Origin of the sequence: Afifella sp. YEN Y35 (assembly GCF_047553465.1) — a bacterium.
Taxonomy (GTDB): domain Bacteria; phylum Pseudomonadota; class Alphaproteobacteria; order Rhizobiales; family Afifellaceae; genus Afifella; species Afifella aestuarii.
Window position 1 is genome coordinate 1660712 of record NZ_CP180203.1, and the last position, 24026, is coordinate 1684737.

The following is a 24026-nucleotide window of genomic DNA, read 5'->3' on the forward strand; positions in this document are numbered from 1 at the left end:
TCGGCTCGTCAGTCTCAATCGGGAAGTGCGAAGACCGTCAGCACGCCACCGAGATTGGTGAAGTTGGCAAGGCCCGAATAGCCGCCGACGGCGCCGAGGCCGGCCGTACCCACCTGAGCTTCCGTGTCCCCCTGCTCGCGCCCCTGGTCGACAGCCTCGTGCCAACCGGCAGCCGATTCAGGCGACAGGAGACCCGCGGCAAGACCGATGCCGGCCCAGCCACCGACACCCGAAAGCACGGCAATGTACTGCTTGCCGTTGTGCTCATAGGTGTTGACGTTGCCGATGATGCCGGAGGGCGTCTTGAACCTGTAGAGCTCTTTACCAGTCTCGATATCGACCGCCTTCAGATAGCCTTCGAGCGTGCCGTAGAAGACGACGTCGCCGGCCGTGGCGAGCGCGCCGGCCCAGGCGGAGAACTGTTCGGGGATCGTCCAGACGATCTCGCCAGTCGTGGCGTCCCAGGCGATGAAGTTGCCCATGCCGCCATGGCTGTCCGGTGCCGGATACATCGACACGGTCGCGCCCACATAGGGCTGGCCGGCGGTGTAGCTGACCCGGAACGGCTCGTAATCCATGCAGACATGGTTGGTCGGGACATAGAACATCTTGGTTTTCGGGGAATAAGCGGCCGGCTGCTGGTCCTTGGTGCCGAGAGCCGCCGGGCAGATGCCCTCCACGTTGGTGTCCTCACCCTGCGCATCGGTGGAATAGTCGCTGACCACCGTGGGCCGACCGTAGGTTTCGCTGTTCTTGTCCATGTCGACGCCGCTCGTCCAGTTGACGGCCGGGTCATACTTCTTGGCGAGCAGGAGTTCGCCCGTCTCGCGGTTCATGGTGTAGGCGATCCCGTTGCGGTCGAAATGCACGAGCGCTTTCACCATCTCGCCGTTCATTTCGAGATCGACGAGGATCATCTCGTTGACGCCGTCGTAATCCCACTCGTCGTGCGGCGTCATTTGATAGAGCCACTTCGCCATGCCCGTATCGGCGTCGCGTGCGAAGATCGTCATCGAATATTTGTTATCGCCCGGCCTCTGGTTCGGGTTCCAGGTCGATGGATTGCCGGTGCCGTAATAGATGAGATTGAGCTCCGGATCGTAGGCATACCAGCCCCAGGTGGTGCCACCACCGGTCTTCCACTGATCGCCTTCCCAGCTTTGCAGACTGGAATCCTTGCCGATCGGTTTGCCGAGCGCCATCGTCTTTTCCGGATCGACGAGCATGTCTTCATCCGGACCGGTGGAAAACGCCTTCCAGGCGACCGAACCGTCGGCGAGATTGTAGACGGTGACCCGACCACGCACACCGAACTCGGCACCGGAGACGCCAATCAGCACCTTGTCCTTGTAGACCAGGGGCGCTGCGGTCGCACTCTCGGCCTTGCCGGGGTCGCCGTTCTTGACCTTCCAGACCTCTTCGCCGGTGTCGGCGTTCAGAGCCACGACCGTCGTATCAGCCTGACTGAGAATCAACATCGCCGGATGGCCCTCACCTTCCGGCGCATAGGCCGGGCCGCGATTGACCGTGTCGCAGCACATGATCGGGATCACGCCCGAATCCTGAACCGGCTCATACTTCCATTTGATCGCGCCATCGTTGTTGAGGTCGAGCGCGTAGACGATGTTCGGAAAAGGCGTGTGCACATACATCGTGTCACCGATGACGAGCGGTCCGCCTTCGTGACCGCGCAGCACGCCGGTAGAAAACGTCCAGGCGACCTGGAGATCGCCGACATTGTCCTTGTTGATTTGATTGAGCTCGGAGAAGCGGTGATTGGCGTAGTTTCCGGTGGGCATGACCCACTCTTTCGCGTTCTTCTCCATTTCGATGAGTTTTTCGTTTGCGAAAGCAGGCCCCATCAATATGACGAGCCCAAACACGGCGCACAGCGCCGTCAAGATGCGACCCATTAGACCCTCCCATTGCGACATTAGCGTCGTCTATGGTTTCGTTACGTAAAGCCTCTGGCACACGCACGAACGCTTATTGAAATGGGTTTTCGACAATACGCCACGACATCGAGCTACGCTTGCATTGGCGCGCTCGAACTAACCTTCGACAGCATCCAATTCCCAGGTTGGAGTCTTTTTTAGTCGAAAACCTAATGAGTACTGTAAAGGCATCCTGAGCTCTCGGCAAGGATACTTATGACTCCTTGTCGCACTTAGATGCACCGAAGGCCAAAAAGACCAGAGAAAGCCGTGATTTCGGGCGTTTAGTTGCCCTTGAAACAGCGCACATCCGCCTCGGCCTGGGCGCGGCGCAGATCCTGGATCGACGCGTTCGAACGCGGGCTGTTGCGAAAGATATCGGCACCTTCGCCGTGCAGCTGGTGCATGCTCAAGAAGGTGCTGGCGGTCAGATAACGCTCGTAGGTCAGGAGCGAAGCGACAACATCGATCGAACAGGCGCAGGCGGAGAGGACCGGCCGCGTCTCGCCATTCGCCTTCATGCAGGCATAGACATATTCGGCGATCGCCTCGCTCGGATAGTCGTTGCCGGCCGAGGCGGCGATCGCCAATGCCGGGCTCGTGCAAAGAATGGCGGCAAGGACGGGGCCAAAGATTGTGTGACGGATCGTTCGCCCTCCCATCGCGCCGACAGGCTGTCGGATTTTATAGAAGTTTAGCCGCAGCCGGGCTGGCGCGGAAGTCACCTGCCAACCGAGCCGGAAACGCAGCTGGCCGCGGCTGCGCGCCAGCCTGCCATCGCGATATCCACTGCGCCGGCACCCTCACCCACCAGCCTGGTGGCTCAGCCAACGGGCCCACGCAGGCCTAAAGCGCGGCCATATAGGTGTTGAGGTCCTTCAACCGCGGCACGACGATCATGCGGGTGATGTGCCCCTTCTTGAAGGCCTTCAGGAAGCGCTCGTAATTGGCGAAGACCACACAGCCGTTGGACTGAGAGCGCGAGCCGCCGCCGACATACATGTAAGGATGCGCCAGGAGCCCGTCGCGATTGTATTTCTTGCGACCGTCGGAGGGCAGCAGGCGAATGGCCTCCGCGCCGTGAAAGCGGCTTTCGCGCATGACGAGATCGTAGACGTTCGGCGGCGTCGGGCCGCGGTTCTTTTCCCGCACATAGCGGGGATCGTCCTGCATCCTGGCAAGGCCGGAATGCGCCTCGAGACGTTCGCCATTGGGCAGATAGACCGTCGCCGATTGAATCTCGTAGACGGCAATGCCGCTGTCCCGTCCCGGAAGCGCAGCCCTGCTGGCAGGCGCAAAGAGCTTATTGAAAAAGCCGTCAGATGAATCGGTTGCAGTCGGCTCTTCGACCGCCGCATAAGCAAGGCTTGCGGGCGAACGCCCGCCTTTCGCAACGACGCCCGGCGTGGGCCGGGATGCCGGCACGGCCACCTTTTTCAAAACGGCCTGCGCATCGAGAGCCTCGTCAAAACCCACCGTCGATGCCGGGCGGGCATTGGGCTCCAGGCTGGCGATCTCCGTTTCGCCGATATCTGGCCTCGGCGCCGGAACGAAGTCGAGGCCCGCCACCGCATCTGGGACCATCTGGTCAGGCGATGGAACTTGCTCACTCCCGACGAGAGCGGCGAGATACGCTCCGGCCGTGGGCTCAAAAGTTTCAGACATCCAGCGGTTCGCAAACACTTGGGCGCTTGTCTGGGAGGCCATCGTCAAGGCCGTCGCCGATCGTACGGCGCCGCTTTCGCTCGCCGGCACCAGGACCCCCGGATAGCTCGCAACGACTTCCGGCAGGTGCACCATCCTCGGCTGCCAGGCGAAACGCTGCGAGTCGAAAAGGCCCGTCACCGGGCCTTTCACATCGGGGTCTTCAAAAAGGTTGCGCTCGACCGTTGGGCTGCGCTGTCCGAGACGGTTCGAGGGACCCTGCTTCAGAGCGACCGAGGACAGGCGGTCTCCGCGCGAGGCGGGTTTGAGCCGCGCGTCTTCCCCGATCATCGGCGCCGAAAAAACCTCTCCGGCCGCGATGAGATGAGCAGAGGCTTGTACGACCCCCTCGGCGACGAGCGGAGTCGTCCCTACCAACGCGGCCATGCCGGCAACGGCGCTCAAAAAGAGCAGAGGCTTGGAGCCCTTCAGGCGTCTCCGCGCCGTCAACAGACGCGCATCAAAGCTCGGCTTCATCAACAAGCTTCTCCCCTGCCCCTGCGAGCGAACCGCAACTCCCACTCAGACCGGACGTCGGCACATGCGCGCTCCGGACTGTGGTTCGCTCCTCTATACGCCGAGGCTCGTTATGCTTTCGTTTACGATAACCGACGCCTCCGCTCTCGGCGGGATGCCCATGCCGCAACCGCCAAAGGACACGTAAAAATCGCGCGGAGAATGCCTGCTCGCTCGCGCCAGGGCAACCTCCCCACCGAGGGCGGTTCGATCCGCCTCACCTGAGGACCTTCGCAAGGCGGGCGTCATCGAGGGATCATTCTTGATTTTGATGTTATAACGTTTCAAATAATTGCCCTGATCACCAAGGCTATCCTCAGAGACATGACATCATCCCCCGCGGCCATGCCGCAAGAAAAGACACTCGGGCGGCCGCGTCCCGATCGCGCCGCCGTCGAAGCCGCAGTCCGGCTCATCATCGAATGGGCCGGCGACGATCCGGATCGTGAAGGCCTGATCGACACGCCCGCGCGCGTCGTGCGCGCCTACGAGGAGTTCTTCGAAGGTTACAACACCGATCCAACCGAGCTTCTCGCCCGGACATTTGAAGAGACCGACGATTACGACGACATGATCGTGCTTCGGAACATGCGACTGGAATCGCATTGCGAGCACCACATCGTGCCGATCATCGGCAAGGCGCATATCGCCTACCTGCCGAACCGGCGTGTCGTCGGCATCAGCAAACTTGCACGGCTCGTGGAAGCCTATGCGAAACGGCTGCAGATCCAGGAAACGCTGACTTCGCAGATTGCCTACACAATCGAGGAGGTTCTCCGGCCACGCGGGGTCGCTGTCGTCGTCGAGGCCGCTCATATGTGCATGACCACACGCGGCATCAGGAAGCCCGGCGTCAGCATGGTGACCCGCCGCTTTGTCGGCGCGTTCAAGGACAATTCCGATTTGCGGCGGGACTTTCTCGCTCAAATCGCGGCCCCGAGTGAGCGTTTCGGCTGAGCGCGACAACGGGCGCTTCACCGCCCGAGAAACGGCGGGCTCTCGACATCAAGTGACACCGCTTCAGGAAGCGGTGTCACTTGAATCGGCCACCGTCAGGCGACCTGCGACGATCCCCAAGCCTCGAAAGGATCCGGACGACCGCGATAGGCATTCGGATCGAAACGACCATTCTCGGTCGGCTCTGCAAGGCAGCGCTCGAGCATCGCCGTAATGCGCTCGCGGTTCATCTCGCCCAGCATGCCGATGAAGACGATCTCCTGGCGCCGATCCCCGTAAACGGGGTCGAAAAAGCTCAGGATACGCTTGCGGAATTCCGGATCATCCGGCCATCGCGACTGCGGCACCGACGTCCACCAGAAGCCGAGCGGTCTCACGGTCGCCGCCGCGCCGGCGAGGCTGAATTCGCCCACGATCTGAGCTCGGGTGGCCAGCCAGAAATGCCCTTTGGCGCGGATGACGCCGGGCAGCGGTGTCTGCAGGAATTCGTTGAAGCGCTCGGGAATGAGCGGGCGCCGTTCGCGCCAGACAAAGCTCGTCACACCGTATTCGGCATCTTCCGGCACATGGCCGGCAAAGCCGTAGAGCTCTTTGAACCACATGGGATGCTGGTGGGCGCGGTCAAAATCGAACAATCCGGTGTCGAAGAGATCGTCGGCAGCGACTTGGCCATAATCGGTCTCGATCAATTTTGCGTCCGGGTTGAGGCCATGCACGATCGCACGGGCCGCCTCGAGATGGGCAGGCTCCGCATCCGATACCTTGTTGAGAATGATGATGTCGGCAAATTCGATCTGATCGACCAGCAGGTTGACCAGCGTGCGTTCATCCCCCTCCCCCAACGTCTCACCGCGATCGGCCAGAAAATCGGACGATCCGTAATTCTGCAGGAGATGCATGGCGTCGATGACGGTGACCATCGCATCCAGGCGCGCGATGTCGGACAGACTACGTCCGTTCTCGTCGCGATACTCAAACGTGGCAGCGACAGGCAAAGGCTCAGAAACGCCCGTACTTTCGATCAGCAGGCCATCGAAGCGCCCCTCTTCGGCCAGACGGCGCACCTCCGTGAGGAGATCGTCGCGCAACGTGCAGCAGATGCAGCCGTTGGTCATCTCGACGAGCTTCTCTTCGGAACGGTTCAGCGCCGTTTCTTCGCGCACGAGGTCGGCATCGATGTTCACCTCGCTCATGTCATTGACGATGACGGCGACGCGCCGGCCCTCGCGATTGTTGAGCGCATGGTTCAGGAGTGTCGTCTTGCCCGCGCCCAGAAAACCCGACAGCACGGTCACAGGCAGGCGCCCGTCATTGGACTTGGATTGCTGCATCTCGCCTCGCGGTATGTAATTTTATAACATATCGCATCGATACCGAGATCGCCTTTCGCATGTCAAGTCGCGTTCGTCGGCCACCAGACGGCCAGATGGCAGGCGGCACCAAGGCAGGTATGGGTTCCGGCCAGGTCGGGTCTCGCGCTTCCGCCCGGCCGGAAGATGAAAAAAGCTCGCTCAGGCGGCGGCGAGCTTCTCGTTCGGATAACCCGCCTCGCGGATCGCGGCTTCGATCGCCGCCTCGTCGGCCGAGCTCTCGATTGCGGCCGTGCCGGCATCGAGGTCGACATTGACCTTGGCCTCGGGATCGACGCCCTTCACCGCCTTCTCCACGTTTGCCACGCAATGCTTGCACGACATCTCTTCAACCTTGAGCTTCAGCATCGAAATCTCCTTTTCTGACATGACATTGGCCGGCATGGCCGGGGTTTGGGACACAGATTGCGCTGGTTCTGATGGTGTTTCCGGATCGGCACTCTTCGTGGCCTTGGCGACGGGCCTCGTGTGTGTTCCGGTCACCTCGAGCGGCGGCGAAAACCGCCTCAGACGCAGCGCATTGGTGACGACGAAGACACTTGAGAGCGCCATCGCTCCGGCCGCAAAAACCGGCGACAGAAGCACGCCGGTCGACGGATAAAGCGCGCCGGCCGCCACAGGGATCAGAACGACGTTGTAGGCGAAGGCCCAGAACAGGTTCTGACGGATGTTGGCAAGCGTCGCTTTGGAGAGCGCGATCGCATTGGCGACACCCCCGAGATCACCCGACATCAAGACCACATCGGCGCTTTCGATCGCCACGTCGGTGCCGGTGCCGATCGCCAGACCGACATCGGCCTCCGCCAGCGCCGGTGCGTCGTTGATGCCGTCTCCGACGAAGGCGACCTTGCGACCACCAGAGCGCAAGGCTTTGATCGCGTCGATCTTGCCCTGTGGCAGCACTTCGGCGACCACCTCATCGATGCCGAGACGGCGGGCAACGGCGTCTGCCGTGCGGCGGTTGTCGCCGGTGATCATCGCCACCTTCAGCCCGAGATCGTGCAGGGCCTTGATCGCGGCCGGCGTCGACGCCTTGACCGGATCGGCGACCGCAAGCATCGCGGCAAGCTTTCCGTCGATCGCGGCATAAAGTGGCGACTTCCCCTCCGCGCCGAGACGCTCTGCGTCCTCGGCAAAGCCATCGAGAGCGATTTTGTGCTCCGCCATCAATCGGTCGGCCCCGACCATGACATCATGGCCGGCAACGCGCGCCGTGATGCCGAAACCGGGGATCGCCTCGAAAGCCTCGGGCTTCGCCAGCCCCAGCCCCCGGCGCTCGGCCGCCGCCACGATTGCGGCGGCGATCGGGTGCTCGGAGCCCGCCTCGACGGCCGCCACCAGCGCCAAAACCTCGGCCTCGTCGAACCCTTCAGAGACGCTGAGATCGGTGAGCTCGGGCTGGCCTTCCGTCAAAGTGCCGGTCTTGTCGAGCGCGATCACGCCCGCCTCGCGCAGCGTCTGCAGCGCTTCACCACGCCGGAACAGCACGCCGAACTCGGCCGCCCGGCCCGTGCCGACCATGATCGAGGTCGGCGTTGCGAGCCCCATGGCGCAGGGGCAGGCAATGATGAGGACGGCGACGGCATTGACGAGCGCGAAGCCCAGCGCCGGCTCCGGACCGAAGACGAGCCAGACCGCGAAGGTCAGCAGCGCTGCGGTCATCACCGCCGGGACGAACCATTGCGTCACCTTGTCCACCATCGCCTGGATCGGCAGCTTGCCGCCCTGCGCCGCCTCGACCATGCGGATGATATTGGCGAGCATCGTATCGCTGCCGACCTTCTCGGCGCGATAGGTGAAACTGCCGGTCTTGTTGATGGTGCCGCCGACGACCTCGGCGCCAACCGCCTTTTCGACCGGGATCGGCTCGCCGGTGATCATCGATTCGTCGACATAGGACGTGCCGGTCAGCACAGCTCCGTCGACAGCGATCTTGTCGCCGGGCCGCACCTGTAGGACATCGCCGACGACGACATCTTCAAGCGGCACTTCGACGAAACGACCCTCCCGCTCGACCCGGGCGGTCTTCGGCTGCAGGCCGATCAGGCGTTTGATCGCCTCGCCCGTGCGGCCCTTGGCGCGTGCTTCGAGAAGGCGACCGACGAGAATGAGCGTCACGATCCCGGCCGCCGCCTCAAAATAGACATTCGCGGTTCCGGCCGGCAGCACCTGCGGCACGAAGGTCGCGACCGTCGAATAGCCCCAGGCGGCACTGGCGCCGACGACGACCAGGGAATTCATGTCAGGCGCGGCGTGAAGGAGCGCCGGCAAGCCCTTGCGGAAGAATCGCAATCCCGGACCGAAGAGAACGAGTGTCGTCAGGACGAACTGCACGAGATGATTGGTGCCCGAACCGATCATCCGCTGCACGAGATCATGGATCACCGGCGAGACATGCGAGCCCATCTCGACCAGAAAAACCGGAAGCGTCAGGATTGCAGCAATGGTGAGATCGCGCTTCAGGGCCGCATAATCGCGCGCCTTGACCTCGGCGCGCCGGTCCGCTCCAGCACCGTCATTCTCGATCAGGCGCGGCGTATAGCCCGCCTCGCGGATCGCCGCCGCGACCACCCCGCGATCAAGCCCGCCCCGGGCCGAAATCGAAGCGCGTTCGGTCGCCAGATTGACCGACACCTCGTCGACGCCGGGCACAGCCCTGATCGCGCGTTCGGCCCGGCCGACGCAGGAGGCGCAAGTCATGCCCTCGATGGCGATCTCAAAATTCTCGCGCGGCACGTCGTAGCCGGCCTTCTCGATCGCGGCGATGACGGCGCGATCCTCAGGCGTACCAGCGAAGATGACCTCCGCCGTCTCCGTCGCCAGATTGACATTGGCTTTGTCGACAGAGGGCAGCGCCGCGATCGCCTGCTCGACCCGGCGCACGCAAGAGGCGCAGGTCATGCCCTCGACCCGATATCGGCGCGAAGACGAGCCTTCGCGGCGGCTCGCGGCGGGTGCAATCTCGTTCATGAGACCAATCCTCGTGGCTGATCGCACCCTAAATGGGGCTTCCAGCCACTGGAAGGTCAAGTCAGTCGATCGTCACGCCCCAGCGGCAGCCTCGTCATTCAGATGGCAGGCGGAGAGATGGCCGCCGGCAACCGGCTTGAGCTTCGGCACCTCCACCCGGCAGCGTTCATGGGCGAACGGGCACCGAGGATGAAAGTGACAGCCCTTCGGCGGAAATAACGGGCTCGGAATCTCGCCCTTGATCGCCTCGAAGCGGCGCTTGCGCGGCTCGATGCGCGGAATTTCGGCGAGCAGCGCCTGCGTATAAGGGTGGTTCGGGCGGGCAAAGATCTCTTCCACCGGCGCCTCTTCCACGATCCGACCGAGATACATGATGACGACGCGGTCGGAGATATGCTCGACCACGCCGAGATCGTGGCTGATGAACATATAGGTGAGATCGAGCTCTTCCCGCAGCTTCACGAAGAGATTGATGATCTGGGCTTGAATGGAGACGTCGAGAGCGGCGACGCTTTCGTCGCAAACCAGAAATTCCGGCTTCACGGCGAGCGCCCGAGCGATGTTCACGCGCTGACGCTGGCCGCCGGAGAATTCGTGCGGCAGGCGCTTCTTCATCGCCGGATCGAAGCCGGCCATGCGCAGATGCTCATCGACATAATCGGAGACGCTTCCCTCGATGAGACCGTGAGCGCGCGGCGCCTCGGCCACGATGCTCTCGATGCGCATACGCGGATTGAGCGCCGCCATCGGATTCTGGAAAATCATCTGCGCGGCGAGATCGGCCGCCTTGCGCGCTCGACCTTTCAGCTTGTGATGCGCCTCGCCCTTCCAGCGGATTTCTCCCTCGGTCGGCGGCAGAATGCCCGCCACGATGCGGCCGAGCGTCGACTTCCCGCAGCCGCTCTCGCCGACCACCCCCAGGACTTCGCCGCGGGCAACCGAGAGATTGATGTCGTCGAGCGCATAGACGACGGCCGGCGGTTCCGCCGCGCCTGCACTGATGGCAATGCGGGCGGCAAGATCGGGCGTCGCGCCGAAGCGGCGCGTCACGTCGCGCGCTTCGACGAGTGGCATCTTTGGAGCGTTCTGCATGACCTCGTTCGTCCCGCTCACGATACGGCCTCCCCCGCGATCGTGTCCAAGGAACGCGCGCCCAAAGGATGTACGCAACGATAGCTCCTCTCCCCTTCCCTGATCTCGGGCGGGAGCTTCGTGCAGAGCGCGTCAGCGCCTCCGCAGCGGGTGCGGAAACTACATCCGGAAGGAAGATTGGCCGGGCTCGGCGTCATACCGGGGATCTGCTTCAGAAGCGCGCCGCGGGTGTTCTGGCTCGGCACGGAATCCATCAGTCCGCGCGTATAATGATGGCGTGGATCGGTCAGCACCTCGGCGACCGGGCCGGTCTCCACGAGGCGGCCCGCATACATGACGGCAATGTCGTCGGCGAGCCGCGAGACGATGGCAAGGTCGTGGGTGATCCAGATCACGGCCGTGTCCCTCTCCTCGGCCAGGCGTTGGAACTCGGAAATGATTTGCGCCTGGATGGTCACATCGAGCGCCGTCGTGGGTTCGTCCGCGATGATCAGCTCGGGGCTGTGCAGAAGCGCAATCGCGATGGCGACGCGCTGGCGCATGCCACCCGAAAACTCGTGCGGATAGGCGGAGAGCCGCTCTTCGGGGCTTGGGATTCCGACCATGCCCAGCGCGTCGCGCGCCCGCGCCCGCGCTTCGGCACGATCCATCTTCTCATGCGCGAGGAGCGTTTCGGTCATCTGCGTCTCGATCCGCAGGACCGGATTGAGCGTCATCATCGGATCCTGAAAGACCATCGCGATGTGGCGTCCGCGCAGGCGCCGCATCTCTTCCGCATTGAGATCGGCGAGGTTCTCACCGTTGAAGAAGATGTCACCCGAAGCGACACGCCCGGGCGCATCGACGAGGCCCATGATCGAAAAGCCGGTCACGGATTTTCCCGAGCCGCTCTCGCCGACAAGTCCGAGCACCCTGCCCTTCTCGAGCGAAAAGGAAACGTCGTTGACCGCCTTGACCGGCGCGGCACCATGACGGGGAAACTCGGTGACGAGGTTCTTCACTTCCAGCAAAGCGGCCATCTCACACGTTCCTCGGATTGAGGACATCACGCAGCCTGTCACCGACGAGATTGATCGCGACGATCGTCACGAGCAAGGCAATGCCCGGATAGAAGCTGATCCAGTAGAGGCCGGAGAGCAGGTACTGGTAGCCGTTGGAAATGAGCATGCCGAGCGAGGGCTCCGTCACGGATGCGCCGAGACCGAGAAAGGACAAGGTCGCCTCGAGGCTGATGGCGCGGGCGACCTGCATCGTGGAGATGACGATCACGGGCGCGAGGCAGTTCGGCAGAAGGTGGCGGAAGAGGATGCGCCAGCCTGGCAGCCGCAGGCAGCGCGCCGCCTCGATATATTCTTTTTCACGTTCAACGAGCGCCGTCGCGCGCACGGTGCGGGCATAGACGGCCCATTCGGCGATGATCAGCGCCAGGATGACGTTCACCAGGCCTTTGCCGAGCACCGCGAGCATCATCAATGCCATCAGGATCGTGGGAAAGGACAGCTGCAGATCGACGATCCGCATCATGAGGCTCTCAACCCGTCCGCCGATGTAAGCAGCCGTGAGGCCCGCCGAGGTGCCGATGATTGCGGCGGCGAAGGCCGAGAGCACGCCCACCATCAGCGAGGCGCGCAGCCCGTAGAGAATGCCGGAAAAGATGTCGCGTCCCTGCGCATCGGTACCGAGAACGTAGGGCACGCCAGCGAAGGATTCCGAGCCCGGCGGCAACCTGCTGTCGAGGATGTCGAGCTGCGAAAGGTCGTAAGGATTCTGCGGGGCGATATGCGGCGCAAGGACCGCCACAATGATGATCACGAAAAGCGTGAGCAACCCCAGAACCGCACCGGGAGAGCGAAAGAACTCCCGAAGCTTATTGCGGCCGCGCTCGGAGGTGAGCGTCTCCGTCTCCGACACCGCATTTTCAATGTGATCTACAAGCTGAGGGTCCATGGCGTCACCGTTTGGCATCGAGCCGGACGCGGGGATCCAGCAGCGTGTAACAAAGATCGACGATGAAATTCAGGCCGACGAAAATCAGGACCATCATCATCAGGTAAGCGACGATCACAGGCCGATCGAGAAGGTTGATGCTGTCGATGATGAGCTTGCCCATGCCGGGCCAGGCGAAGATGCTCTCCGTCACCACGGAGAAGGCGATGAGCGAGCCGAACTCCAGGCCGACGATGGTCACGACCGGGATCATCAGGTTCTTGAGGACGTGCACGGAAATGATCCGACGCTCGCTCAGTCCCTTGGCTCGGGCAAACTTGATGTAATCCTGCGGCAGCACCTCCTGCACGCCGGCACGGGTCAGGCGCAGAACGAGCGAGGTCTTGAAGAGCGCCAGGTTGAGGGCCGGCAGAAAGAGATGCCGCAACCCGTCCTCCGTCAGGAACGACCAGCGCATGCCGAGGATTTCCACGGTCTCGCCGCGCCCGTTCGACGGCAGCCATCCGAGCTGCACGGAAAACAAGAGGATGAACATGAGGCCGACCCAGAATGTCGGCAGTGAAAAGCCGAGGATCGAGCCCGACATGATGATGCGCGAGGCGATGCTCCGCGGCCGCAGTCCGGCGTAAAGGCCGAGCGGCAGACCGACGATGAGCGCGATCACCAGCGCCGAGAGGGCGAGTTCCAGCGTCGCCGGGAAACGCTCCAAAATCACCTGGAGAGCGGAGCGACCGTAGACGAAGCTGTTGCCGAAATCGCCGCGCAACAGCCCCGCCAGGAAGTCGATGTACTGGCGCCAGAGAGGCTGATCGAGGCCATATTCCGCGATCACGCGTGCGCGCTCGGCCTGGTTCGCATCCGGGTTGATCAGAATGTCGACCGGATTGCCGATGACGTTGACGGCGACAAAGACGATCACCGTCATCGCCACGATGACGAACAATGCCTGGATGAATCGCCGAATAATGGAAGTGACCATTCAGCCTCTCCGCCTGCCTAGCTGATCGAGATGGCCATACCATCCCGCTGCGGATCTGCGGCTCCCTTCGACACGCCGTCGTCGATCCGGATGCCGTGCAGAGCCGCAAAGGCATAGGTCTGCGGCGAGCGCTCGACCTCGTAGCCATCCGCGCGCAGATCCGCCTCCACCGAACGGCGAATGCGGTTGCAGATGTCGATCGTGTTCGACACGCCGACGATGCGCGGTGCCGTCACCGCCTCCTGAATCGACATGTCGAAATCGATCATGTTCATGATGCCCTGAGCGACCGTCGGGGCGATATAGCTGCCACCGGGCGCGCCGATGACGATAAACGGCTTGTCATCGCGAAACACGATGGTCGGTGCGGCCGAGCTCGCCCGACGCTTGCGCGGCGCGATCGAGCCGGGACGTCCAGGACGCGGATCGAAGCGGCTCATCGTGCCGTTGTACATGAAGCCGAGGCCGTCGGTGATGGCACCGGAGGGGCTGCCAAGCGTGTGGGTCATGGCAACCGCGTTCCCCTCACGATCGATCACCGAAATATGGGTGGTGTCGCGCTGCGAGAGGTCGAGGCGTTCCACATTCGCGCGTTCGCCGCGGCGGATGCTTTCGGCATGGGCCCGGACATTCTCGTCAGAGAGAAGTCGCTCGACCGGCACCTCGACATAGGCCGGATCGCCCATATGGGCGTCCTTGTCGATCGTCATGCGCTTCATCGCCTCGAAGAGAAGACGCACATGCTCGGTGCTTGCATGCTGCATGGCCCCGACATCGAAATGCTCCATGATGTGCAGGATCTCCAGCATTGGGAAACCGGATGCCGGAGGCGCACTCGTGGAAATCTTGTGGCCGCGATAATGCCCCCAGACCGGCTTCGATCTGGTCACCTCGTATTTCGCGAGATCCTCCAGACCGATCAGGCCTCCGCCCGCCTTGAAGTCGGCGGCAATCTCTTCGGCGATTTCGCCGTGATAGTAGATATCCGAGCCGCCGCTTCGCGCGATCCGCTCCAGAGTGTTGGCAAGGTCGGGATTGCGCAGGAGCTCGCCCACGGCACGAAGGCTTCCGTCCTCGTGGAAGTAGACGCTCCGCCCGGTCTTGGAGAAGCGCAGCTTGTCGATCGTGTTCGCCTGCCCGTCTCCCGACTGGTCCTTCGACCAGTACCAGTGCATGTGCGGGCGGATCATGAAGCCGGTACGCGCGACTTCGGCCGCAGGTGTGATCAGATCGGCCCAATCGAACGTGCCGTAATCGCGAAGGGCCGTCTCATAGCCCTTGAGAGAGCCCGGCGTGCAGCAGGCGAGATAGCCGATCTCAGAGATGTTGCCTTCGAGAATGAAGCCGAAGCCGTCGCGGCTTTGGCCGAGCAGCTTGTCGAGCCACATCTCCGGCGTGGCCGCGGCCGGCGCGAGCGCGTAGAATTCCAGCATTTCGTGCACGCCTCGGCCCGGCATATAGACCTGCATCGAGCCGAAACCGCCGACACCCGCCATCTGCGGATCGACGACACCCTGCATGAACGCGCAGGCGAGCGCCGCATCGACGGCATTGCCGCCGCGCGCCAGGACATTGGCTCCCGCCTCCACAGCCTCCGGCTGCGGGGCGACGATGGTTGCGTTGTTCATCAGCTGCGCCTCTCTGCCAGCGTGCGTGTCAGGAAGGCTTTGACATGGCCAAGCACCTTCATACGGTCGTGTGAAATGCCGGGGACTTCGTCGAAGGTGACGTTCACGCCGACGGCCTCGAAGGAGCGCGCGAGCGAACGCAGGCGTTCCGGACGCGTCTCGCCGGCATCGTTCGCCCCTTCCATCCAGTAGGCCGAGCCGGGCTTGTGCGTGATTTCCCAGGTTTCGAGATCGAGCTTGCCCACGACCATCTGCACCGGAAGCTTCGCCAGTTCTTCGAGATTGAACGGCTTGCCGAACTTTTCCGCGAGATCGCGGGTGCCGACCCACCAGTCACGCTCCGGATCGATCAGCGTGACCGATCCCGGCGCACCGACACATGCGGCCCAGAGACGTTCCGGATGAACGAGCGCGAAGCGATGGGTGAAATGTCCACCGCCGGAATACCCGAACATCGCAAAACGCGACCAGTCCTGCGCGTATTTCGCCGCCATCTCCTCGACCATGGAGATGAGCAGGAGATCGTAGCGGATATCGCCCTCGATCAGATATTTGTACCCCGAGCGCGCGCCGTCTCCGCGCACATTCATCGGGAAGATCGGGCACAGGACGGCGCAGTCGTTGTAGAGACCGAACTCGGCGAAACCGTCGCGGAATTCCATTGCGGAGGTGCGGCCGGTTCCGTGCACAGCGACCAGGAGATCGACCGGGCGACCGTCGGCCGCCGCCGGCGGCACGTATAAGAGCATGTGAAAACGCGGGTCGGCCGTGGAGGCAAAGATTGCCGTATGGCCGTAGTCGTAGATGGCGCGCGCGCGGGCAGCGGCAGCGCTGGTGCCGAGTTCCTGCATTCCTATGTCCTGAAAGGGGAGAAATGGCGGGCGTGGCGCAGAGGCGCCCCGCCCGGTGACTTAAAGGCGAGCCTCGGGGCTCACTCGGCCGACTTCACCTCGTAGGCGAGGAGATACTTGTCGCCACGCGGCTTGTAGTCGACGTTCTTGCTGGCCCCGAGCACGACGTTCTCGTAGTGCAGCGGCAGCAGATAGTGGTGGTTGAAGGTGAGCTCGGAGACCTTTTGAAGGATCGGCTCACGCTTGTCCTCGTCGAGCGTCGAGGTCGCCTCATCCAGGAGCTTGTTGATCTCCGGATCGTCGATGCCACCGCCGTTGTAACGGCCGGTGCCCTTTGCCTCGTCGCGCCCTGCCACGATGGCGATCGCCGGATTCGACACTTCACCGGTGTTCACACCCCAGGAACCGAGGAAGACGGAGTATTCGCCGTTGGAGTATTTGTCGGCATACATCGACCACGGCATCACCTCGACCTTCGTATCGATGCCGATGCGGGCGAACATCTGGCCGACCGCCTGCAGCACGTCGCTGTCGTTGACGTAGCGTCCCTGCGGTCCGTGCAGGGTCAGGCGGAAGCCGTCGGGATAACCCGCCTCCTCCAGAAGCTTCTTGGCACCTTCCGGATCGTAGGAGACTTCTTCGACATCGTCCGAATGGCCGAAATAGCCCTCGGCGACGAACTGATGGGCGACCGTGCCGTTGTCCTGCATGACGCGCTGGACGATCGCCTGCCGGTTGATCGACATCAGGAGCGCCTTACGCACCCGCTCGTCCTTGAGCGGGTTCTTGTCGAGCTTGGAGCCGTCCTTTGCCGTGATGAAAGGCGTCTGATCGCGGGCGACATCCGTGCCGAGATAGACGATGCGGGTCGACTGGCCGCGAATGACCTTGAGATTGTCGGAATTCTTCACCCGCTCGACGCCTTCCGCAGGAAGGGTCTCGATGAGGTCTGCGTCACCGGAGAGCAGGCTTGCGAGCCGCGCGCCGTTGTCGGGCAGCATGCGCAAAGTCACCTTGCTCCATTCGGAGGCACCGCCAAAATAGTCGTCGTTCCGCTCCATGACGATCCGGTCGCCAGGCGTGTACGAGACGAACTTGAACGGGCCGGTGCCGACCGCCGCAGTGCCGTTGTCGAACGCGGCGACATCGTCGTCGGCGTGCTCGGAGCTGATGATGCGAATGCGGCTCAGCGAATTGAGGATCATCGGATCCGGGACGCTCGTCTCCACCACCACCGTGTGGGGATCTTCGGCCGTCACGTCCGTGATGTTGCGCGTGTAGGACGCGAAAGCCTGGCTCGGCTTGTCGCGCGCCCGCAGCACCGAGGCGATCACGTCTTCGGCGTCGAAATCGGTGCCGTCGTGGAATTTCACCCCTTCGCGCAGATGGAACCGCCAATGGGTGTTGTCGACGACCTCCCAGGAGGTCGCAAGCTGCGGTTCGTTCTCGGCAGCGCCGCCGCGATAGATGAGGCTGTCAAAGATATGCCGGCTCATCGCGTTGTGCGGCGAGTTCGATTCCTCATGCGGATCGACGGTCGCGAACGTCGACGCCATGCCGACCGTCAGCTCCTTGTCCTGAGCCGATGCCGTTCCGGCAGCGACCGCGCATAAAGCCAAGGCAGCAGCACCCCGGCCGATCCATCCCATTGTCGAGATACCCAAGAATTAATCCCCTCTTGTTCGACAAGGCCGGTGCCACGCCAGGCGGCGATGCCCATGCCTTGACCACGCTTGAACGCTGACCAGGAACGCATGCGCAACGGAGGGCTGTCAATAAGAATGAAACTATGTTTCACTGTATGAGACAGGCGAGTGCCACAACCGGAATTTGAGGCAGATTGCCGCAAACCTGTTGAACGGAGGGGGATCAGGCCATGGCAGAACAAGAAAAAAGCTATGTTGTTCAGTCTGTTGATGATGCGATCAACATTCTGATGACCGTTGCGGAACATCCCGAAGCCGGGGTGTCGGAGATCGCCCGCGCAGCCGGAGTGACAAAGGCCAAAACCTTCCGATTGTTGCGAACACTGGAACGGGGAGAACTGGTGTCGCAGGAGCCGGACGGGCGATGGCGGCTCGGCAACGCCATCCTGGTGCTCGGCACCTCGGCCTCCTCGCAGATCGATCTCGTCAAACTCGCCAATCCGATTCTGGAGGATCTGGGGCTCAAAACGAACGAGACGGTTCAGCTGCGCCTGCGCGACAAGAGCGAAGCTCTGTGCATCGCCAAATACGAGCCTTCGCGGGATCTTCGCGTGCATGCGGTGGTGGGCCGACGCCGCCCGCTCTATGCCGGATCGAGCAAGGCGATCATGGCCTATCTCCCCGAAGACGAACGCGAATCGGTTCTGCCGCACGAGCTCAAAGCCTTTACCGGCAACACGATCACCGACCGTTCTCGCCTGTTTGCCGAACTCGACCGGATCCGTCAGACGCGAATCTGCATCAGCCGCGGGGAAGTGAGCGACCAGCTCGTGGCCGTGTCGGCGCCGGTGTTTTCCGCGGACGGCTCTGTCTTTGCCTCGATCAATATCGCCGCACCGGCCTTCCGAACCGACGACACCGACATCGAGCGCTTCATTCGTCTGGTTTCCGAGGCGGCGGGGCGGATTTCCGAAGGGCTCGGCTGGAAGGGCGACGCTTCGCTCGGCGGACGCATGGCGCTGTGAAGCCGGACACCTCGCAGCCCCGCCACGCCGCGATAGATAGAAACGAGCGGCAATGTGAGCGACGAGGAGCGCTGGAGTGATGTGGGACGAGAGATATGGCCAACCCGGCTATTTCTTCGGCACTGAGCCGAACGCCTTCCTCGCCGCCCATGCGGACCTTATGAGCCCGGGAATGCGGGTTCTTTCAGTGGCCGACGGCGAAGGGCGCAACGGCGTCTGGATGGCCGAACGGGGGCTTGAGGTGACAGCGATCGACGCCTCAGCGGTGGCGATCGAAAAATCGAAACGCCTCGCAGCCGAACGCGGCGTGTCCCTCGCCCACGTGCACGCGGACATCGCCACATGGGAATGGCCTTCCTCCGCCTTTGACGGCGTGGTGGCGATCTTCGTCCAGTTCGCCAATCCGACGCTTCGCGCCGAGCTCTTCGAGGCGATGAAACGAACCCTCCTGCCGGGCGGCATTCTGCTCTTGCAAGGCTACAGGCCCGAGCAGATCGGCTACGGCACAGGCGGACCGCCCGATCCCGACCACCTCTATACGCGCTCCCTGCTCGAAGCGGCGTTCTCCGATTTCGAAATCATTCACCTTGCGGAGCACGACAGCGAGATCCACGAGGGCAAGGGACATTCGGGCCTCTCGGCCTTGATCGACCTCGTGGCACGCAAACCCGCCTGAGCCCGGGCCCGACCGATGCTCAGGGGTTCATCGCATCCGCAGCCAATGGTGCGGATCTGTTTTCCGCAAGAGCCGCCGGTTTTGACGCCAAGGTCGAACCGCGCACGATACAGCGACCGGACAGGACCACCTTGCGGGGCGCCAAACCCGGATTTTGCAAGCGGTCGAAGAGGAGCGACATGGCGTTGCGGCCGATGTCGTGCACCGGCTGCTCGATCACGGTCAGCCCCGGCCCGACCACTTCCGTCCAGTCCTCATTGTCGAAGCCAGCAACGGCAAGATCGCTCGGGATGGCGCGCCCCAGCCGCTGCGCCGCTTTGACGACGCCCATGAGCAGCAGGCCGTTGCTGGCGATGATCGCTTCCGGTGCATCGGACCCCGCCAGCCATTCGCTCATCACCTTCTCGCCTGCATCGACGGTCGGCGGGAGGAGGCGCGGATCCGGGGTGAGGCCCCTCGCCTTCATGCTGGCACAATAGCCGTCGCGACGCTCCAAACCCGTGGCACTCGTCTGGCCGAACACGCCGCCGATGCGGCGATAGCCCTCGTCGAAAAGATGCTCCACGAGCGTGTTCGCGGCCTCGCGGTTGTCGAGAACGACGGAATCGTAAAGGCCGCCCGCGCCGGCCCGGTCGATGAGGACGGCTGGAAACTGCAGCGGGCTCTTTTGCAGCTGATCGAGCATGGCGAGCGTCGGCGCGAGGATGAGGCCGGTCACACGCTCTTCCTGCATCAGGCGCAGATACATGCGTTCGCGCTCGACGTTCTCATCGGTGTTGCACAGGAGCACCCGCATGCCGGCCCGATAAGCGGCATCCTCGACGCCGCGACCTACGGCCGTAAAAAACGGATTGCGGATATCTGAGACGATGAGACCGATCGTCTGTGCGTGCTGCGTGCGCAGGCGCCGGGCCGAGAGGTTCGGGCGGTAGCCGAGCGCCTTGATCGCAGCGTGAACGCGCTCTTTGGTGTCCGCGCGCACGGGCCCCTCGCTGAGGACCCGCGACACTGTGGCGACCGATACGCCTGCCTTCTCGGCGACGTCCTTGATGCTGATGGACATTTTCAGAAATCGTTTTCAGACATTACACCCGAACGATGCCACGTTGCGTGCGTACAGGCAACCATTGTGCGCTGCAAAACATGGATTTTTGGCATCGTCACGATTGACATCTAGAATGTAATCGTTTTCAGTAAATCAACTGGTACGGAGGAAATGGACCAATGACAAACGCCCAGCCCGACATCCTGCCACCGTCCAATCTGGTTCGCCTCGGCGCCGCCCCCGCCGACAAAGAGGCTGCCATTCGCGAAGCCGCGCAGCTGTTGATCGCGGCCGGATGCATCGATCCCCAATATGCCGACAGCATGATGCGGCGCGAGGACGTGGCCGAAACCTATCTCGGACACGGCGTCGCCATCCCCCACGGCAAGGTCGAAGATCGGGGCATGGTCCGCCGCAACGGCCTCGCCATCCTGCAGGTGCCCGAGGGCGTCGAATGGAACGCGGGCCAGACGGTGCATCTCGTCGTCGCCATCGCCGCGGAATCGGACGCGCATATCGACACGCTGAGGCGTCTCACCAACCTCCTGCAAGACGAGGAGCAGCTTCAGACGCTCTTCAAGACGAAAGACACCTCCGACATCATCAATGCTTTGAGCGAGGCCGACGCCGAGCCCGAGACGGACGGGGCTCCGGTGGAAGACCTCGACGAACGCTTCGAATGGGTGGTCGATTATCCTTCGGGCCTTCACGCCCGCCCGGCTTCGGCATGGGTCGCTGCGGCTCGCAAGGCGAGCGGCTCCGTCCAGGTGCGCAAAGGCGCCGCGGTGGCCGACGCCAAGGCGCTCGTGTCGCTTCTGCGGCTCGGTCTGCGCCAGGGCGACACGATCGTCATTTCCGCCGACGGCCCCGATGCGGGCTCCGCAATCGACCGGATGCAGGCAACCGTCACCGGGCTCAGCGCCCAGGAAAAAGCCGACGCCCAGGCGGCGAAGGGACCGGAGCCGACCGTCAAGGGCTGGACGCCGCCGGACGACATGCCCGTCATTTCAGGCATCGGCGCGAGCCCCGGCCTGTCGATCGGGCCGATCCACGTCTATGCGCCCGCCGACATCGCGATTGCGGATACGCCAACGCCACTCAACGAAGGCGGCAACAGGCTGCATGAGGCTTTGACGGTGACGCAGACGCAGCTGCGCGTCCTCGCCGACGACACGCTGCGCCGTCTCGGCGAAGCGGAAGCGAACATCTTCCGCGCCCAGGCCGAACTCCTCCACGACACCGATCTCATCACCCTCGCCTGTCAGCTGATGGTCGAAGGGCATGGTCTCGCCTGGTCGTGGAACGAGGCGATCGAACGCACGGCCCGGGATCTCGAATCCAACGACAACGAGGTGCTGGCCGCACGTGCCGCCGATCTGCGCGACGTCGGGCGCCGCGTCCTGGCGCGGATCGACCCCTCGCTCGAAAACCGAGACGGCGATCCCCTGCCGGCCGAACCTTGCATCCTCCTCGCCGGCGACCTCTCGCCGTCCGATACGGCGGGCCTCGACGTGGAGCGGGTGCTCGGGCTCGCCACCGTTCAGGGCGGACCGACTTCACACACTGCCATTCTGGCGCGCACGCTCGGCCTGCCGGCGATGGTCGGCGGCAGCGAGGCCCTGCTCGATCTCGAAGACGGCACGGAAGTCATTCTCGATGGACAGGCCGGCCGCCTCTATCCGAAGCCGTCCGCCTCGGCCATCGCTTCGGCGCGCGACTGGCTCGCCGCGCAGGAAGAGCAGCACAAGCGCGAGATCGCCGAGCGCAGCCTGCCTGCGCGCACCACCGACGGCCATCAGGTGGAGATCGCGGCAAACATCAACCGGCCAGACCAGATCGAGCTCGCACTGTCGCAAGGCGGCGAAGGCGTCGGCCTGATGCGCACGGAGTTTCTGTTCCTGGAGCGCAGCTCCGCACCGACGGAAGACGAGCAGTACGAGACCTATCGTGCCATGCTCGATGGTCTCGAAGACCGTCCGCTCATCGTGCGGGCACTCGATATCGGCGGCGACAAGCAGGTGCCGCATCTCAACCTCCCGCGCGAGGCCAACCCCTTCCTCGGCGTGCGCGGTTCGCGGCTTCTCCTGCGCCGCCTCGACCTTCTCGCCACGCAGCTGCGTGCGCTTTATCGCGCCGCCCGCGACGGCGAGAGCAGCGGTCTTTCGATCATGTTCCCGATGATTACCTCCGTCGGCGAAATGCAGCGGCTCAGGGCCGTCGCCGACAGCATTCGCGATGAACTCGATGCGCCAAAAGTGCCGCTCGGCGCCATGGTCGAGGTGCCGGCCGCCGCGATCGGAGCGGACATCCTCGCCCGCTATGTCGATTTCTTCTCGATCGGAACCAACGACCTCACGCAATACGGGCTCGCCATCGACCGGCAGCATCCGGAACTTGCCGCGGAGGCGGATGCCCTGCATCCCTGCGTCCTGCGCCTGATCCGCATGACCGTCGAGGGCGCCGCGAAGCATGGCCGCTGGGTCGGCGTGTGCGGCGGCATCGCCGGCGAACCGTTCGCGGCCTCTCTCTTGACCGGCCTCGGGGTCAACGAATTGTCGATGACGCCGCGTGACATCCCCGCCGTCAAAGCGGCCCTGCGCGGAACGTCCCTGAGCGCGCTCAAAGCCCTCGCCGACAAAGCTCTGGCCTGCGAGACGGCAGCCGAGGTGCATGCCTTGGATCGGGAGGAATTGTGAAAACCTCGCCCCTCCCCGTCGTCACCGTCACCCTGAACCCGGCGATCGACCAGACGGTCGTCGTGGAAGGGATGACGCTCGGCGAAGTGCACCGCGCCTCGTCCGTGCAGAGCAATGCAGGCGGCAAGGGCGTCAATGTCGCGAGCTGCCTCGCCGACCGGTCGGTGCCCGTGATTGCGACGGGCATCCTGGGCGGCGGCAATCCCGGCCCCTTCGAGGCGCTTTTCAGCGCCAAGAACATTCGCGATCTCTTCGTGCGCGTTCCTGGTGAAACGCGCACGAACATCAAAATCGCAGATCCCACCCGCAACGAGACCACCGACATCAACCTCCCCGGACCGGTGGCCGACGAAGCTGCGCTCGAGCGGGTGAAAGCCGTTCTCAACGAAACGGTCGCGCCCGACAGCCTCGTCGTGCTCGCCGGCAGTCTGCCGGCCGGGCTTCCCGACGACACGCTTGCCCGCCTCGCGGCGGCATTGCGCAAACGAGGTGCACGCGTCGTTGTCGATACCAGCGGGGCACCGCTCAGGGCCGCCCTCTCGGCACCAGCCCAGGATCTCCCCTTTTGCGTCAAACCCAACCAGCACGAACTCGAAGAATGGGCGGGCAAGTCCTTGGCAGGCCGCGAGGATCTTCTCGCCGCCGCCCAAGCCCTTCAGGCGAGCGGCATCGCAATCGTGGTGGTTTCCCTCGGCGCCGAGGGAGCTCTGTTCGTTACCAAAGACCAGGTTCTCACGGGTCGAAGCGAGCCCGTCGAGACCTTGAGCACGGTCGGGGCCGGAGACGCCATGGTGGCGGGCCTCGTCGCCGCCTTTCGAGAGGACGCACCGCTTGAAGACGTGGCGCGCCTTTCCATCGCCTTTGCCGCCGCGAAGCTCGGCCGCATCGGGCCGCACCTGCCCGATGCAGATGAGGTCCAGCGTCTTGCGCGGGCGGTCGTCGTGACGGAGCTCCCGGCTGGCCGGGACCTCGAGCAACAAGCATAGGAGG

The 24026-nt window shown here is 63.4% G+C and carries 18 protein-coding genes; 5 read left to right on the forward strand and 13 right to left on the reverse strand.

Annotated elements, in window-relative coordinates:
• Positions 1-14: 14 nt before the first annotated feature.
• The 3 genes from ACK8CP_RS07915 to ACK8CP_RS07925 all read right to left on the reverse strand — a co-directional run bounded on the left by ACK8CP_RS07915 (position 15) and on the right by ACK8CP_RS07925 (position 4115).
• Positions 15-1913 (reverse strand): methanol/ethanol family PQQ-dependent dehydrogenase, encoded by a 1899-nt coding sequence (locus ACK8CP_RS07915; protein ID WP_414833898.1) that lies wholly within the window; start codon positions 1911-1913, stop codon positions 15-17.
• A 305-nt stretch (positions 1914-2218) separates the two neighbouring features.
• On the reverse strand, positions 2219-2596 hold the full coding sequence (locus tag ACK8CP_RS07920; RefSeq protein ID WP_414833899.1) for a hypothetical protein: 378 nt from the start codon (positions 2594-2596) through the stop codon (positions 2219-2221).
• Between the two features lie 184 nt (positions 2597-2780).
• Complete coding sequence (locus ACK8CP_RS07925; RefSeq protein ID WP_414833900.1) at positions 2781-4115, reverse strand: tlde1 domain-containing protein; 1335 nt, start codon at positions 4113-4115, stop codon at positions 2781-2783.
• Between the two features lie 363 nt (positions 4116-4478).
• Between ACK8CP_RS07925 and folE the strand changes: the two genes are divergently transcribed.
• Positions 4479-5111: a GTP cyclohydrolase I FolE gene (gene folE / locus ACK8CP_RS07930; RefSeq protein ID WP_414833901.1), complete on the forward strand. Its 633-nt coding sequence runs from the start codon at positions 4479-4481 to the stop codon at positions 5109-5111.
• Between the two features lie 95 nt (positions 5112-5206).
• Here folE and ACK8CP_RS07935 read toward each other — a convergent pair whose 3' ends face one another.
• The 9 genes from ACK8CP_RS07935 to ACK8CP_RS07975 form a co-directional block, all read right to left on the reverse strand.
• The gene (locus ACK8CP_RS07935) at positions 5207-6442 is read right to left on the reverse strand and encodes a GTP-binding protein (RefSeq protein WP_414833902.1); all 1236 of its coding nucleotides are present in this window, start codon (positions 6440-6442) and stop codon (positions 5207-5209) included.
• A gap of 180 nt (positions 6443-6622) precedes the next feature.
• Positions 6623-9451 (reverse strand): heavy metal translocating P-type ATPase, encoded by a 2829-nt coding sequence (locus ACK8CP_RS07940; RefSeq protein WP_414834213.1) that lies wholly within the window; start codon positions 9449-9451, stop codon positions 6623-6625.
• Between the two features lie 72 nt (positions 9452-9523).
• On the reverse strand, positions 9524-10543 hold the full coding sequence (locus ACK8CP_RS07945) for an ABC transporter ATP-binding protein (RefSeq protein WP_414834214.1): 1020 nt from the start codon (positions 10541-10543) through the stop codon (positions 9524-9526).
• A 17-nt stretch (positions 10544-10560) separates the two neighbouring features.
• Positions 10561-11562, reverse strand: a complete 1002-nt coding sequence (locus ACK8CP_RS07950) for an ABC transporter ATP-binding protein (RefSeq protein WP_414833903.1) — start codon at positions 11560-11562, stop codon at positions 10561-10563.
• Between the two features lies 1 nt (position 11563).
• Positions 11564-12490: an ABC transporter permease gene (locus tag ACK8CP_RS07955; RefSeq protein ID WP_414833904.1), complete on the reverse strand. Its 927-nt coding sequence runs from the start codon at positions 12488-12490 to the stop codon at positions 11564-11566.
• A gap of 4 nt (positions 12491-12494) precedes the next feature.
• Positions 12495-13469, reverse strand: a complete 975-nt coding sequence (locus ACK8CP_RS07960; RefSeq protein WP_234627562.1) for an ABC transporter permease — start codon at positions 13467-13469, stop codon at positions 12495-12497.
• Between the two features lie 17 nt (positions 13470-13486).
• Complete coding sequence (ggt, locus tag ACK8CP_RS07965; protein ID WP_414833905.1) at positions 13487-15097, reverse strand: gamma-glutamyltransferase; 1611 nt, start codon at positions 15095-15097, stop codon at positions 13487-13489.
• Positions 15097-15948, reverse strand: coding sequence for an alpha/beta hydrolase (locus ACK8CP_RS07970; protein WP_234627560.1), 852 nt, complete (start codon positions 15946-15948; stop codon positions 15097-15099). Before ACK8CP_RS07970 ends, ggt begins: the two co-directional genes overlap by 1 nt.
• Positions 15949-16028: 80 nt before the next feature.
• Positions 16029-17597 (reverse strand): ABC transporter substrate-binding protein, encoded by a 1569-nt coding sequence (locus ACK8CP_RS07975; protein WP_414834215.1) that lies wholly within the window; start codon positions 17595-17597, stop codon positions 16029-16031.
• 227 nt (positions 17598-17824) lie between these two features.
• On the opposite strand from ACK8CP_RS07975, the gene ACK8CP_RS07980 reads away from it, so the two are divergent.
• A complete protein-coding gene (locus ACK8CP_RS07980) occupies positions 17825-18619 on the forward strand; it encodes an IclR family transcriptional regulator (protein ID WP_414833906.1) in 795 nt (264 codons plus the stop codon).
• Positions 18620-18698: 79 nt separating this feature from the next.
• The gene (locus ACK8CP_RS07985; RefSeq protein WP_414833907.1) at positions 18699-19295 is read left to right on the forward strand and encodes an SAM-dependent methyltransferase; all 597 of its coding nucleotides are present in this window, start codon (positions 18699-18701) and stop codon (positions 19293-19295) included.
• Between the two features lie 19 nt (positions 19296-19314).
• On the opposite strand, the gene ACK8CP_RS07990 is transcribed toward ACK8CP_RS07985, so the two are convergent.
• Positions 19315-20358, reverse strand: a complete 1044-nt coding sequence (locus tag ACK8CP_RS07990; protein WP_414833908.1) for a LacI family DNA-binding transcriptional regulator — start codon at positions 20356-20358, stop codon at positions 19315-19317.
• Positions 20359-20519: 161 nt separating this feature from the next.
• On the opposite strand from ACK8CP_RS07990, the gene ptsP reads away from it, so the two are divergent.
• On the forward strand, positions 20520-23036 hold the full coding sequence (gene ptsP / locus ACK8CP_RS07995; RefSeq protein WP_414833909.1) for a phosphoenolpyruvate--protein phosphotransferase: 2517 nt from the start codon (positions 20520-20522) through the stop codon (positions 23034-23036).
• Positions 23033-24022 (forward strand): 1-phosphofructokinase, encoded by a 990-nt coding sequence (gene pfkB, locus ACK8CP_RS08000; protein ID WP_414833910.1) that lies wholly within the window; start codon positions 23033-23035, stop codon positions 24020-24022. Before ptsP ends, pfkB begins: the two co-directional genes overlap by 4 nt.
• The last annotated feature ends 4 nt before the right edge of the window (positions 24023-24026 follow it).

Bases quoted from the DNA above. Each gene is read 5' to 3' on its own strand.
- ACK8CP_RS07915 (WP_414833898.1), bottom strand. From the start codon at position 1,913: ATGGGTCGCATCTTGACGGCGCTGTGCGCCGTGTTTGGGCTCGTCATA.
- ACK8CP_RS07920 (WP_414833899.1), bottom strand. From the start codon at position 2,596: ATGGGAGGGCGAACGATCCGTCACACAATCTTTGGCCCCGTCCTTGCC.
- ACK8CP_RS07925 (WP_414833900.1), bottom strand. From the start codon at position 4,115: ATGAAGCCGAGCTTTGATGCGCGTCTGTTGACGGCGCGGAGACGCCTG.
- folE (WP_414833901.1), top strand. From the start codon at position 4,479: ATGACATCATCCCCCGCGGCCATGCCGCAAGAAAAGACACTCGGGCGG.
- ACK8CP_RS07935 (WP_414833902.1), bottom strand. From the start codon at position 6,442: ATGCAGCAATCCAAGTCCAATGACGGGCGCCTGCCTGTGACCGTGCTG.
- ACK8CP_RS07940 (WP_414834213.1), bottom strand. From the start codon at position 9,451: ATGAACGAGATTGCACCCGCCGCGAGCCGCCGCGAAGGCTCGTCTTCG.
- ACK8CP_RS07945 (WP_414834214.1), bottom strand. From the start codon at position 10,543: ATGCAGAACGCTCCAAAGATGCCACTCGTCGAAGCGCGCGACGTGACG.
- ACK8CP_RS07950 (WP_414833903.1), bottom strand. From the start codon at position 11,562: ATGGCCGCTTTGCTGGAAGTGAAGAACCTCGTCACCGAGTTTCCCCGT.
- ACK8CP_RS07955 (WP_414833904.1), bottom strand. From the start codon at position 12,490: ATGGACCCTCAGCTTGTAGATCACATTGAAAATGCGGTGTCGGAGACG.
- ACK8CP_RS07960 (WP_234627562.1), bottom strand. From the start codon at position 13,469: ATGGTCACTTCCATTATTCGGCGATTCATCCAGGCATTGTTCGTCATC.
- ggt (WP_414833905.1), bottom strand. From the start codon at position 15,097: ATGAACAACGCAACCATCGTCGCCCCGCAGCCGGAGGCTGTGGAGGCG.
- ACK8CP_RS07970 (WP_234627560.1), bottom strand. From the start codon at position 15,948: ATGCAGGAACTCGGCACCAGCGCTGCCGCTGCCCGCGCGCGCGCCATC.
- ACK8CP_RS07975 (WP_414834215.1), bottom strand. From the start codon at position 17,597: ATGGGATGGATCGGCCGGGGTGCTGCTGCCTTGGCTTTATGCGCGGTC.
- ACK8CP_RS07980 (WP_414833906.1), top strand. From the start codon at position 17,825: ATGGCAGAACAAGAAAAAAGCTATGTTGTTCAGTCTGTTGATGATGCG.
- ACK8CP_RS07985 (WP_414833907.1), top strand. From the start codon at position 18,699: ATGTGGGACGAGAGATATGGCCAACCCGGCTATTTCTTCGGCACTGAG.
- ACK8CP_RS07990 (WP_414833908.1), bottom strand. From the start codon at position 20,358: ATGTCCATCAGCATCAAGGACGTCGCCGAGAAGGCAGGCGTATCGGTC.
- ptsP (WP_414833909.1), top strand. From the start codon at position 20,520: ATGACAAACGCCCAGCCCGACATCCTGCCACCGTCCAATCTGGTTCGC.